Raw genomic sequence first — 12,939 nt, 5'->3', positions numbered from 1 at the left:
TTACGAAACGATGTATGGGCGATGTGCGAATGTGAGTTAACTTATAGACTATAGAATAATGACAAGAGGAGAGAGAAACATGAAACACACAAGCAAGCTATTTTCACTCATTCTGCTCAGTTTGGCTATTATGCTGAGCGGCTGCACATTGACGACGAAGGATGAGGCTGCCAGCACGCCGCAAGCGACGGAAGGCGCAGAGGCGGTTGTCGACAGCAAGCCGGTTGATATTGAATTGCTCGGAATGAGCAGCAATGAGGCTGATCTGAACATTGTACGTGACCAGCTGGCGAAAAACGGCTTTAACGTAAAGCTGAACATTCAAGCCGATTACGGTACGTTTAAAGCACAACAGGATGCTGGCAACTATGATATAGCGTTGTCGAGCTGGACGACAGTAACGGGAAACCCGGACTATGCGGTTCGCTCGCTGTTTAAAACCGGCGGTGACTATAGCATTATGAGCGACAAGGACATTGATGCCCTCATTGATACGGCTTCCACACAAACACCGGATCAATACACAGAAACGTATAAACAATTGGAGCAAAAGCTCGTTTTTGACAACGCCTATATTGCTCCGCTTTACAGCTCGCTTAAATCGCAAGCGTTTAATCAGGAAGTGCTGAACAAGGACAGCGTTCGCCTATCGAAGTCTAGATCGCTCCCGTGGGAAGAGCTGGATTTTAAAGATGCATCCAAGCGCAATACGGAAGCGTTGGTGCTGCAATCGGCCATGGCGACCTTGACTTCGCTTGACCCGATTAAAGGCAATGACGGCTCCATTAACATTATCAACACGAACCAATACGTGCGCCTGCTGAACCTGACCGATGACGACAAGCTGACGGCGGAAGGCTCATTGTCGTATAATTTTGCGATTGCCGAAGGCAATTCCGATTATTATTTCATTTTGCGTGATGATATTCATTTCGCGGAAATTAAAGACAAGCTTGTTGCCGATTCTGGCGAGCGTGTAGGCGCCGACGACGTTATTTTCTCGCTGGATCGCGCCAAAAATAAAGATTCCGTTCCTGACCACCGGACGTATACCCTGCACGAGCATATTAAAAATGTCGAGCTGATCACTGACCCGGCAGCGCTTGAGTCTGTAAAGCTGTCGAGCGGCAGCGGTAATGTGAAAAATGAACTGGAAAAAGGGCTCGATGCCAAAATTTCCGAGCTCGTGTCGGATAAAGCACAAGCAAATAGCAAGGAAGGCAAGTACCAGGTTGTGAAGCTGACAACAACGGTGCCATTCCCGCAAGTGCTGAATTATTTGGCCCACCAATCTGCGGGTATCGTATCCAAGAAGCAGGTAGAAAAAATTAATACGTACGATGTAGCCAAATTCGATGTGAACAAGGATATTCCTTACGGCGACCAAAACACGGTAACCGAGGGCAGCCAGTACAACAATACGCTGTACACAAGCGGACCTTACATCTTGGCTCACAAAAACGACTATGAAGCTGTCTTCTATAAAAACCCTGGCTACATGAAGGGCACGAAGCATGAGCCGAAAATTACGGTGATTAAGGTTCGCTTTATTAAAGATGCCGATAGTGCATTGTCTGCACTGCGCAGCGGCGAAATTCATCTTTATTACAGCGTGCCTGAAACGAAGTTTGACATTGTGAAGGGCGACAGCAAGCTGGCGCTCCAGACGCTTCCGAGCAACGCGGCTTCGTACCTGCTGTTTAATACGAAAAACCGTCCGGTTGCAGAAAGCGCAGATTTGAGAAAAGCGGTGCTTTATTCGATCAATCAGGATGAGTTTTTAGCCTATTACGGCGGCAATAAATTTAAAGCTATTTCTACGCTTAGCCCGCTTGTGAAAACAGGCCTTGAGCTGAAGGCTGATCCGGCAAAAGTAAAAGAGTTTTTGAACGCCTACCAAGCAGGCGCAGCAGCTAAATAATAGAAAGAGATTGCCCCCCTCCTTCGTGATGGTCGGGGCAATCTCTTTACTCATATAAGGACAAGCGTTAGCACAGATAAAGGAGACGAATAACATGGATGCAAAGACAGGAACGGTTATTAAACTATCGCAATGGGATGCGCTATTGCTGGAATCGCTTAAGTCCTATGGCTGGACGAATGAACAATTGATTCGCAAGGTGCATGAGGGCGATTTACCCGTAGATACGAGCCCCTTTCAATTTGACTACAGCCTATTGAATGCTTTAGCCAGCAGCGATGCGGAGCTGTTTGCACAGGCTGTGAACGAGGGCTATCAAATAAAATACAATACGATTCGCGGCATTCACAGCTGGATTAAAGTTGCTTTTCAGCAAGAAGCGGAGCTTCTGTTGGAGCCAGGAGGCGAATCGGTCCATGCTTGGCTGACGAACGCTGAAGCTGACCAGCTTGCCTCGGTGCTTTCTTACGGTTGGACATTGTCCAAGCTGGATGGTGCAGCTCCCCAATTAACCGAAGCAGCTGATACAGTCAATGTACCGGACGCACCGGGCGCGGCTGGCCGTGATGCCTATCGCATTTATCCGGCGGCTCAGTAACCAGCTGCTTATTCCGCAGCACTAGGACCCGGTCGAGCGGTAGCGCCGAACGCCAATTTGCCAGATGAGCAGACAGGGTGCAAGAAACAGCAGCCCTGCCAGCGGCAGAAAAGCATACATCGGGCTTGCCTCGCGGCCGAGTATGTATTGCAGCGGCAAATAGTTGGCACAGCCGAACGGGATAATGAAGGTGAAAAATTGCTGAATGCGCCGATGGTAGATGCTCAGCGGATATTGCGTCATTTCCCGCCCGCCATCGGTTAAAATATTAGCGATCTCCAGTCCCTGCACGGTCCAGAAGCTGAACGAAGCGCACAAAATAAAGATGCTGGCAAAAATAATGACGCCGCTTGCTTCCATCAGCACGAGCGCCGTTATTTTAAGCGGCGACCATGGAATGTCCAGATTCATGATCGTCCAGACGAGAACCACAATTCCGAGCAGCAGCCGTCCGACGCGAGAAAATTCAAATTTGGAGCCCAGCACCTGAATAATGGTGCCGCGCGGCCGAACGAGCAGCCGGTCGAAATCTCCGCTGACGACTAGCGAGGAGAACATATCAAATCCGCGTGCAAAGCATTCGGTAATAGAGAAAGCCATATGCGTCACAGCAAAGCACAGCAGCACCTCGTAAAAGCTCCAGCCTTTCATTTCCCCGAAACGCTCGAACATGAAATATAGCCCGGCAAATACGGTAAATGGCGTTAAGCATTGTCCAAGCACGAGAAGCAGAAAAGAAGCGCGGTACTGCATTTGCGCTTTGAACAGCAGCAGCATGTATTTAAAATAAAGCGTCATCGCCGCATCAGCCTCCTTGTACAACGACGCGTCGCAGCGCCTTGTTCATCGCGATTTTGCCAAGGAAAATAAGGGCAGCGAGCCACAGCAGCTGAAACAGCAGTCCCGTTCCGGCATCTAGCGTGGAAATGTTGCCAGTGTAGACGCGAAAGGGGAAGTCAACGGTCCAGTGGAAGGGCAGAGCGTAGACGATCCGCTGCATCCAATCCGGCATAAGCGGCACCGGAATAATCATGCCGGCGAAAAACTCGCCAAACACGCTGAACATCAGCAGGGAGCCGGCCGGAGACATCGTAATAAATACGGAAATATAAATGAGCATGGAGATGGCCACGATCAGAAACAGCCCTATGATAAGCGAGCAGACGAATAGGAAAAAGGCGGCAAAGTCAGGCGGCAGCTCAAGCCTGTAGGGCTGAGGCAGAAAGACGCTGACCAGCAATATCGGCAGGCAGCGAAGCAAAGCGCTGGACAGCCGCTGGGCGAGCAGCTTGGCATACCAGAGGCCGTAAATGCCACTGGGCCTGCACAGCTCATAGGCAATATTGCCGCTTGTAATGAGCTGAAACAGTTCATTGTCTCGCAGCCATAAAACGATGAAGGCAAGGAACGCTTGCTTGAGCCAGCAATAGGCGACAACCTCGGAGAGGCTCATCTGTGGTGCGGCGGCACTGGTCTGGGCATAAAAGGCTTCAAACACCATAATGAAAATAAAGCCGAAAAAAAACTGCGTCCCGATGCCGGCGTATGCGGCGGCACGGTATTGCAGCCCGTTGCTGAGCCGCAACCTGAGTACGGCGTAGTAAGGTTTAATCATAGTGCGTACTCCTTGTACATTTGCACGACAATGTCTTCAATGGACAGGCTGTCGTTAGAATGGCCCCGTTCAGACGTTGAAGCGGATGCCTGTTCCAGCTGTGAAGCTTGCGGCGCCTCAACTTTTCCGCCATAGCGGCTGCGCAGCCCCTGCACGGTGCCGTCATAAAGCAGCTTGCCTTTGCCGATGAGCAGCAGGCGGCTCGCGAGTGCCTCAATATCAAACATATCATGGGTCGTCAAAATGACGGTAACGCCTTTTTCTTCATTGATCGTTTTAATGAACTGCCTGACGGCGATTTTGGATACGGCATCGAGCCCGATCGTCGGTTCATCGAGAAACAGCAGGCTGGGACTGTGCAGCAGCGAAGCAGCAATTTCACAGCGCATGCGCTGTCCAAGACTGAGCTGGCGAACGGGAGTGTGCAGCAGCGCTTGTAAATCCAGCGTTTCTACGAGCAATGCCAGAGTAGCCCGATATTCCAGTGGGGGAGTGCGATAGATGTCGCGCAGCAGCTCGAAGGAGTCCAATACCGGAACGTCCCACCATAGCTGCGAGCGCTGTCCAAACACGACGCCGATATTTTTCACATATGAAACGCGATCCTTCCAAGGGGTGTACCCCATAATCGAACACGTCCCGCTATCCGGTACGAGAATGCCGCTCATCGTCTTAATTGTCGTCGATTTCCCTGCTCCGTTCGGGCCGATATACCCGACAATTTCACCGGAGCCAATCGTGAATGAAATATCCTGCAGCGCCTCCACGACCGTATATTCCCTCCGAAAAAGCGATTTTACCGCATGCGCCAGGCCCGGCGGCCGCTTCGACACCAGGAACGACTTGCTTATTCCGTTAACCTCAATCAAGTGCTTTCCTCCTCACGTTGTTAAAATGACAGGGAGAAGATAGTAGCATTTTATGGGAAGCGCTGTCAATCGATTTTTTTATTAGCTAGGATGTGTATGCAAACTGGAGCTCTTCTTGCTACACCTTGCTAAATGCATACTAGAGGCTCATCTTCTCTGACATTTCAAGGTTTATGGAGCCACAGCATGCGATTGTTGCTAAGAACACAGTTGCAGAGAACGCTGTGGCTAAGAATACGCAGCTTGTGGGGCTCAACTCCTCTTCTGAAGGACTGAGATTCCGCTATTCTGGATTTTGATCCCATTTTGGACCTTAAGCGGACAGGAAATCCGCTATTGCCTTCATAATCCTCTCAAAATGATGATGGGCAGCGCATTAGCGGCTCCTGAGTCCGCGCCTATGCCAAAACCAGCGATTCGGTTGAAATAGCGGCTGCTGTGTCCTCCAAATCTACGTTTGTGTCCTTGTGCAGGAAGCAAACCCCTGGAACGAGGAGCGCGAGGTTGCCTTTTGGTAAGTAGGTTCACATTCATGCGGGTTGCATTCGCGGTGGTTGCGGGAGTATGTTTGACGCTTGCATCTATCGGGATTTGGCTCGCTTACGTTTGCATACACATCCTAGATTTTAGAAAGAAACGATGTCAGGATTTAAGAAAAGTAAAAGCGCCTTGAACAGGCGCTATTTTAATTGCTTTATCTGAAAATATTGTGAGAACACAATTCTGTTTTCTTCTATTTCAATTGTGTTCAACCAAATCCTGCAAATTTGTCTCCATCAAAATAGCATCTGCTTTTTTCTGTGATACTCTTTTAAAACCGCATTTTTCATAGTATTTAGCAAGCCTTGCGTGGCTTTTAAAAGTCTCTTTCTTTTTAGAGAGGGTGGATTGCATTGGTTTTGCAAATAAGAATACCATTCCATTTGCGTTTCTAATAAGATTTTTAAAAGTATATTGAATTAAATTAATACCTGTGTGTTGTCCCCGAAACTTTGGATGTACATCGACTCGTCTTATGTAGAATAGACTTCCAAATGAAAAGGGATCATTATATAAATCGTGCTCCTCAATCTGATCGGCCCGGTTGCCTATAATACAATGGTCTTCATCCAGTGTGTCTAACCACATGGACCACGAATCTTCCATATGTTCTTTCCATTCAGCCGGAAATTCAGTAATGCTGGAGTCTGTAAAATATTCTGTGTAAACTCTCAAACCCTATTACAATAGAAGAAAGGCTGGTTTGAGAGGATGGCACCGATGGCGAGATTCAATAAGGAACAAGTGAAGGCATTTATTGAAGGAGCTATTTGCAGAGACGCTGCAATCCATGCTAGAGGCTGAGCTCGACACGGAGCTGGGCTATGAGAAGCATGATGTGAAAAGCAAAGCGACACGCAATAGCCGAAACGGGAAAACGAAAAAGACAGTAACAAGTGAATACGGCGAGGTGGAGATTGCCGTCCCTCGTGATCGTCATGGCGAGTTTGAGCCCGTTATTGTGAAGAAGCACCAATCAACCGTCACCGGTATTGAGGATCAAATCATCGCGATGTACGCAAAAGGTGTCAGCACAAGAGATATTCAAGATCATCTCCACCAACTATACGGGATAGACGTCTCTCCCACGATGATCTCAAACGTGACGAACAAAATCGTCCCCCTCATTAAAGAATGGCAGAATCGGCCGTTGCAGGGCATCTACGCGGTCGTATTTATGGATGCGATTCATTACAAAGTGAAACAAGACGGAGCCATTGTGAACAAGGCAGCCTACATGGTCATTGGCATTGATTTAGATGGCAACAAGGACGTATTAGGCATGTGGATTGGGGAAAATGAGTCCGCTAAATTTTGGCTTAGTGTATTAAACGAACTTAAAAACCGTGGTGTACAGGACATTCTGATCACCTGTGTGGATAACCTCACGGGCTTCTCTCAGGCGATCTCTGCCTGCTATCCGAATGCCGAGATTCAGAAATGCATCATTCACCAAATCCGCAACTCCATCCGTTACGTCTCGTACAAGGATCTGAAAAAGGTAACGGCTGACTTAAAGCCGATCTACAAAGCGGTAACCGAAGAAGCCGCCCTGCTCGAATTAGATCGCTTTGAAGAGCAATGGGGAAGCAAATACCAGCTCATGGTGCGCTCCTGGCGTACCAACTGGGATGAACTCGCCACCTATTTTAAATATCCACCTGAGATTCGTAAACTCATTTATACGACCAATATGATTGAGAGCTACCACCGTCAGCTTCGGAAAGTGACAAAGGGAAAAAGCATTTTCCCCACCGANCCTGAGATTCGTAAACTCATTTATACGACCAATATGATTGAGAGCTACCACCGTCAGCTTCGGAAAGTGACAAAGGGAAAAAGCATTTTCCCCACCGACGAGTCCCTCCTCAAAATGCTTTATTTGGCTACGATGGACGTTACCCGAAAGTGGACAGGCCGTGTGCAGAATTGGGGACAAATGCTCCTCCAGCTCTCCGTCTTTTTCCCTGAACGGATCGGTCAGCACCTCCGTTAATTTTTGCTTCAAGAGCGTTTACACAAAATTATTGACAGACCCNTGCTCCTCCAGCTCTCCGTCTTTTTCCCTGAACGGATCGGTCAGCACCTCCGTTAATTTTTGCTTCAAGAGCGTTTACACAAAATTATTGACAGACCCTAATGCTGATACTCGCAATAACTAATTCGTTACTTTCGTTATCTAAATGGTATTCTGCTTTCAGTTTTTCTTCTATATCTTGTGCATTTGTTTCTTCTAATATCATATCTAAAGATGCTACTAATTTAATACCATGCCTAATGGGTGAGAAATCAAAATTTTCTTCAAATTCAGGATATTCTAGATATTCATTGAAAGTTCTATGAGTGACCGATGTGTACAACTGAATGCTGTCATTTTTTGAGTCTGTCATATTAAGAGCGAACATGTCTAAGTCTCCTCTGGATAAAAGTGTTATAATAGATAAATATTATACTTATTTTTAATGGGAATTGAAAGTTGTGCTATTAAGAAAATATCTTTTGGGAGTTAATAGGACTGAAAGCACAAGCTAGTTGCTACATGATTTATATAAATTTTTAGACGTAGAAAGGAGATTGTATGAGTAACATTGTAGATTTATATATTGAAAATAACTTCATTCCTTTGGTTAACAGTCTTGATGCTAATCAAGAGGTGACTTCGAAAATATCTATTGATATACATAATAGACTTTCATCTATTTTATATAGATGGAGAGATGAAGAGTATCGTAATACGCTGCTAATGCATGGAATTGAAGAGGCAACGTATTACCAACCGGGATCTAACATTGGTGTTAATTCACTTGTAGTAGTGGGGATAAGGAATAGTTTGTTAGAAGATGCTGCTAGTACATTGTTAGCGGCAAGGGGGTTAGGTTTAACAAAGCCGATTATTTCTGATCTACAGGTTAGGGTTATTACTTCTGATGCAATAAGCTTTTTATCAAAATATGATTTAAATATTAAAGCTCAAGAAGTGGGAAAACCGCAAGAAGATCCTTTTGAGGAGCTTCCCTTTAAGTACCCACTAGCATGGGAGGTTATGAATTATCTTAGTAAGTGCAAAACTTATGTGAATTTTCAAAAAGATAAAAAACATAGCATTTCACATCTTAATTGTGAAACTAATAATGATAAGAATATCGAAATTGAAAATCAAAGTGGGATGGACTCTAAAATAGGTCCTTCGCTAAATGAAATTCTTGAAACAGTTAAAAGTGGTGAGCAATCTTTTTTCTTCACAGACTCTTTCAAGGCAATATCACGTAATCCTGAAAAACTATATAAGGTTATTGAAACAGTATTAAATGCGGATGCTCCATTTGTTACGATTAATTATTATTTAAGCAACGGTTATGTATCCCGAAGACCTAGTTTGTTAAAACCGTTTCACGACGCAAGAGAGATAGAATCGAAATTGAAGAATACTGAAGGATTAAAAGCCAATCATCGAAAAATTCTTAAACAGTTGGTTTAGGACATATAAAGTAGTAGCGACCTTGGTTTCCATCTATCAGACAGAAAAGAATAAATAAACTAAAAAGTGTTTTGGTACACATTTCTGAAATCCTCCAAGCCAAACCTACAATAATCCATTGTCTCCCAACGCTGTTTTCTATATATTTTTAAAGAGACAGATGATAAGGGGGATTGGAGCAAGCTCATGATACGTCGTTTTTTTTCTTATTACCAGCCTTATAGAGGGCTGTTCATGCTGGATTTTGGCTGTGCGGTGCTGGCCGGGCTGCTAGAGCTCGCTTTTCCGCTAGTAGTCAACCGGTTTGTAGATGATCTGCTGCCAAAGGGAGAATGGATGATCATCTTGTGGGCGTCGCTGGCGCTTCTGGCCTTGTACATTGTTAATACGCTGCTGTTATTTGTCGTAAATTATTGGGGGCATATGCTCGGTATTAACATCGAGACAGATATGCGCAAAAAGCTGTTTGAGCACATTCAGAAGCTGTCCTTCAAGTTTTTCGACAATACGAAGACGGGGCATTTAATGACGCGTCTAACCAACGATATGATGCAGATCGGCGAGATGGCGCATCATGGACCAGAGGATTTATTTATCGCTGTTATGACGCTGGCAGGCTCTTTCGTGCTGATGATGCTCATTAATTGGAAGCTTGCGGTGATGACTTTTATCGTCGTGCCGGTCATTATTTGGTTCGTTATTTATTTCAACCGCAAAATGACGAGCGCCATTCATCAGCTGTTTACCGATATTGGCGATTTCAATGCCCGGGTAGAGGATAATGTTGGCGGTATTCGCGTCGTTCAGGCGTTTGCTAATGAGTCGTATGAGAAAGAGCAGTTTAACACGAACAACAGCCGTTTCCGTCTGACGAAGCTGCTTAGCTATAAGCTCATATCGCAAAACGGAACGATCAGCTACATGATGATGCGCTTAGTTACCGTATTCGTCATGGTATGCGGCACTTGGTTTGTTATTCAGAACGAGCTGACGTACGGCGAATTTATCGGCTTTTTGCTGCTGACGAACGTCTTCTTCAAGCCAATTGAGAAAATTAATGCGATTATTGAAAGCTATCCGCAAGGCTTTGCCGGCTTCAAGCGTTATGTGGAGCTGCTCGATATTGAGCCGGATATTGCCGATGCGCCGAATGCGGTGGCGATGGGCGAGCTTAAGCGCGACATTCGCTTCCAAAATGTTTCCTTCGGCTATGAAGGCGAGGAGAAGGTGCTCAATAACATAAGCCTGACTGTCGGCAAAGGGGAAACGGTCGCTTTTGTCGGGCCTTCGGGTGCGGGGAAAACAACGCTGTGCAGCCTGCTGCCGCGTTTTTACGAGCTGAATGAAGGCTCCATTACGGTGGACGGCGTCGATATTCGCCAGATCAAGCTGCTATCGCTGCGCAGCCAAATCGGCATTGTGCAGCAGGATGTATTTTTGTTCTCGGGCTCGATTCGTGAAAATATTCTCTACGGCAAGCTCGGTGCCACCGAGGAAGAAATATGGGAAGCGGCTCGAAGAGCGCGCCTGGATGATTTTATTCGTACGCAGCCGGAAGGGCTGGATACGGTCATTGGCGAGCGTGGGGTCAAGCTGTCCGGTGGGCAGAAGCAGCGGATGTCGATTGCAAGAATGTTCCTGAAAAATCCGCCGATTCTGATTTTGGATGAAGCTACGTCGGCGCTTGATACAGAGACGGAGCTGATTATTCAGCAGTCGCTGGCTGAGCTGTCGGAGGGCCGGACGACGCTCGTTATTGCGCACCGATTGGCAACGATCAAAAACGCCGACCGCATCGTCGTCGTTACTCCACAAGGCATTGAGGAGCAGGGCCGTCATGAGGAGCTTGTTCACCAAGGCGGCATTTACAGCAGGCTCCATCAGGCACAGTTTGGTTAATAGCCAAAGCAGATTACTTAGATTAAGCGGACCAACTCAACAACCAGATCGAGCAGATCAAGAGAATCCAGAGCGAAAGAAAGCAGATCAAGAGAAAGCAGATCAAGAGAAAGCAGAGTAAGAGCAAGAAGCAGAGCAAGAGAAAAGCAGTTCTCTTGCTCTGCTTCTTTATTTACCTGATGGAAGAGGAGAAGTGTTCAGAATCAGTTCAGTTTTATTTTATATAATAAATAATAAATGGTTTAAAGAAGATTGTACGCTCAAAGAGGTGATAGAGCAGATGATAATAAAAATAGCGCTTGTATCCGATGCCGAAGCCCTTATCGCACTGAAGCAAGCAGCAGGCAGAGGTCTTGCCGGACGATTCGGAGCATACAGGCTGGAGCCTTCCATTACGTCCTTGGCGGCTATAAGAAAGCAGTTTCAAGACCATATTTTTCTCAAAGCGGTTGTGGAGGGCGACGCCATCGTCGGTTCGATTCATTTGCATGTGCGAGGGGACGTTCCCTATATTGGCGGGCTTATCGTACATCCGGAATATTTGGACCAAGGGATAGGAGAGCAGCTGATGCTGGAGGCGGAAGCGCTGTTCAAGATGGGCCAGCAGCTTGATGCTCCTATATCGCATTATGAGGAGCAGGGCTATCGCAAGACCACATTCGTCTATAAACGTTTAATCCGGTTTCATTGAAAAATACCGTAAAAATATGAGTCCGTCTGGCGCATAAGATCGTGAGAAAAAACAGCTGCAAGCAGGGTCTGAGAAGACCGATGCTTGCAGCTGTTTGCTTATGTTGTCTTATTCTGCGGAGCCAATCGTTTCCCCCTGCACAGGCTTAATGCCGCCTTCCCATTTCACTGCAATCGCTGATGAGGTGAACAAATCCTTACCGTCAGACAGCTGAAAATGCAGATGGGCCTCGCTGGAGTTGCCGGAATTGCCCGTCTGTCCAAGGACATCGCCTTTGCTGACTTTGTCGCCTGGCTTTACAACTGCTGAACCTTTTTTCATATGGGCGAGATAGCTGTATTCTCCTCCATGATCGATGACAACCACATTGCCGGCAGGCGCCTTTTCATTCATAACGCCAACGGGCTCGTTATCGGCAATATCGTTAACAACCGATACGACTGTGCCGTCCGCAGGGGCAATAATATCTTTGCCAAAGGCGAAGTAGCTTTCATTTTTCAAAGGATCGCCTTCATAGGAAAAACCGTCCTTCGCCTGCACAAAATCATAGGCGTAACGCTGGCTCTCATATTCATAGTGATAATTGATTAACGCATTGTTTCCGCCCCAAATGACAAGCCATTCCCCGCGAAATGGCAGGCTGTAGCTATTTTTGGTCAGGATGCTGTCTGTTTCCGTTGCAGGGGAGAGCTCCTTCACTTGAAGCCCAATAATCGTGCCTTCCGCATCAAAAATGCCGACAATTCCCTTAGTTCCGGAATCGCTCACCCATGTGCGCTGTTCAACGCCGCTTTTGTTCAAAATGGAGGACTTTTCGAGCGACTTCACGCCGCTCATAAACGACTCCGCCATTTTTAGAAAATCAGCCTCGCTAACCTGCTCCTTAAACGGAGCGCTAAAGCGCTCATAAATCCCTTTATAATTGCCTGCAAGCAGCGCCTCTGGCAATTGCTCCGGCGTTATCAGCGCTTCACTTGGGTTCGTTGTCGACTCTGCCGCAGTTGGCGAGCTTGAAGCTTCACTGGTTGCTCCGCTATTGTTCGTCGCTGCGGTATCTCCACCCCCACAGGCGGTTAAAATTACGGCTAGCGTTCCGACAGCAGCAGCTATTTTAACCGAGGTGCTGGCTTGTTTGATCATTGTAAATGATGGTTTCTTCATTCCGATCTCTCCTCTATATTCCTATAGTCTATAACCCTATACTAGCAAGCCACACTTAGCTGTACTGAAACAGCAGCTTAACGTTGTCTTAACTTTCAGCAGCAGACTGGTTTAACGAATTAAGCTTCCGTTAAGACGGCATAGCGTATTTAATCAAAGCTATCATG

The 12,939-nt window shown here is 46.6% G+C and carries 12 protein-coding genes and 1 pseudogene; 7 read left to right on the top strand and 6 right to left on the bottom strand.

Annotation, left to right across the window (positions count from 1 at the left end; genetic code table 11):
- Positions 1-79 precede the first annotated feature (79 nt).
- On the top strand, positions 80-1,921 hold the full coding sequence (locus ASF12_RS06720; RefSeq protein ID WP_056031222.1) for an ABC transporter substrate-binding protein: 1,842 nt from the start codon (positions 80-82) through the stop codon (positions 1,919-1,921).
- Between the two features lie 94 nt (positions 1,922-2,015).
- Complete coding sequence (locus ASF12_RS06715; protein ID WP_063892470.1) at positions 2,016-2,519, top strand: hypothetical protein; 504 nt, start codon at positions 2,016-2,018, stop codon at positions 2,517-2,519.
- 21 nt (positions 2,520-2,540) lie between these two features.
- On the opposite strand, the gene ASF12_RS06710 is transcribed toward ASF12_RS06715, so the two are convergent.
- The 4 genes from ASF12_RS06710 to ASF12_RS06695 form a co-directional block, all read right to left on the bottom strand.
- Entirely contained in the window at positions 2,541-3,317 is a 777-nt protein-coding gene (locus tag ASF12_RS06710) for an ABC transporter permease (RefSeq protein WP_056031221.1), read from the bottom strand.
- Positions 3,318-3,324: 7 nt separating this feature from the next.
- The gene (locus ASF12_RS06705) at positions 3,325-4,134 is read right to left on the bottom strand and encodes an ABC transporter permease (protein WP_235533059.1); all 810 of its coding nucleotides are present in this window, start codon (positions 4,132-4,134) and stop codon (positions 3,325-3,327) included.
- On the bottom strand, positions 4,131-5,003 hold the full coding sequence (locus tag ASF12_RS06700; protein WP_056031218.1) for an ABC transporter ATP-binding protein: 873 nt from the start codon (positions 5,001-5,003) through the stop codon (positions 4,131-4,133). Before ASF12_RS06700 ends, ASF12_RS06705 begins: the two co-directional genes overlap by 4 nt.
- A 738-nt stretch (positions 5,004-5,741) precedes the next feature.
- Positions 5,742-6,149 (bottom strand): GNAT family N-acetyltransferase, encoded by a 408-nt coding sequence (locus ASF12_RS06695; RefSeq protein WP_155972842.1) that lies wholly within the window; start codon positions 6,147-6,149, stop codon positions 5,742-5,744.
- A 151-nt stretch (positions 6,150-6,300) separates the two neighbouring features.
- Here ASF12_RS06695 and ASF12_RS06690 point away from each other — a divergent pair.
- Together ASF12_RS06690 and ASF12_RS35480 are read left to right on the top strand one after the other, a co-directional pair.
- Positions 6,301-7,301 (top strand): annotated as a pseudogene (locus ASF12_RS06690) (IS256 family transposase); the annotation flags it as partial.
- A gap of 7 nt (positions 7,302-7,308) precedes the next feature.
- Complete coding sequence (locus ASF12_RS35480) at positions 7,309-7,539, top strand: transposase (protein WP_442952519.1); 231 nt, start codon at positions 7,309-7,311, stop codon at positions 7,537-7,539.
- Between the two features lie 127 nt (positions 7,540-7,666).
- Here the strand turns inward: ASF12_RS35480 and ASF12_RS06685 are convergent, their stop codons facing one another.
- Positions 7,667-7,948 carry a hypothetical protein gene (locus ASF12_RS06685; RefSeq protein ID WP_056031212.1) on the bottom strand — a complete coding sequence of 94 codons (282 nt, stop codon included), beginning with the start codon at positions 7,946-7,948 and terminating at the stop codon, positions 7,667-7,669.
- Positions 7,949-8,121: 173 nt separating this feature from the next.
- Here ASF12_RS06685 and ASF12_RS06680 point away from each other — a divergent pair, with 173 nt between their 5' ends.
- The 3 genes from ASF12_RS06680 to ASF12_RS06670 all read left to right on the top strand — a co-directional run bounded on the left by ASF12_RS06680 (position 8,122) and on the right by ASF12_RS06670 (position 11,611).
- Positions 8,122-9,021 (top strand): hypothetical protein, encoded by a 900-nt coding sequence (locus tag ASF12_RS06680; RefSeq protein WP_056031210.1) that lies wholly within the window; start codon positions 8,122-8,124, stop codon positions 9,019-9,021.
- A 186-nt stretch (positions 9,022-9,207) separates the two neighbouring features.
- Complete coding sequence (locus ASF12_RS06675) at positions 9,208-10,920, top strand: ABC transporter ATP-binding protein (RefSeq protein WP_056031208.1); 1,713 nt, start codon at positions 9,208-9,210, stop codon at positions 10,918-10,920.
- 280 nt (positions 10,921-11,200) lie between these two features.
- On the top strand, positions 11,201-11,611 hold the full coding sequence (locus tag ASF12_RS06670; RefSeq protein ID WP_056031206.1) for a GNAT family N-acetyltransferase: 411 nt from the start codon (positions 11,201-11,203) through the stop codon (positions 11,609-11,611).
- A gap of 108 nt (positions 11,612-11,719) precedes the next feature.
- On the opposite strand, the gene ASF12_RS06665 is transcribed toward ASF12_RS06670, so the two are convergent.
- Positions 11,720-12,772, bottom strand: coding sequence for a M23 family metallopeptidase (locus ASF12_RS06665; protein ID WP_235533058.1), 1,053 nt, complete (start codon positions 12,770-12,772; stop codon positions 11,720-11,722).
- Between the last annotated feature and the right edge of the window lie 167 nt (positions 12,773-12,939).

This window comes from Paenibacillus sp. Leaf72 (genome assembly GCF_001422685.1).
Lineage (GTDB): Bacteria > Bacillota > Bacilli > Paenibacillales > Paenibacillaceae > Pristimantibacillus.
The sequence above is the reverse complement of the archived record's forward strand: the minus strand, read 5'-3'. Positions and strand labels throughout refer to the sequence as shown.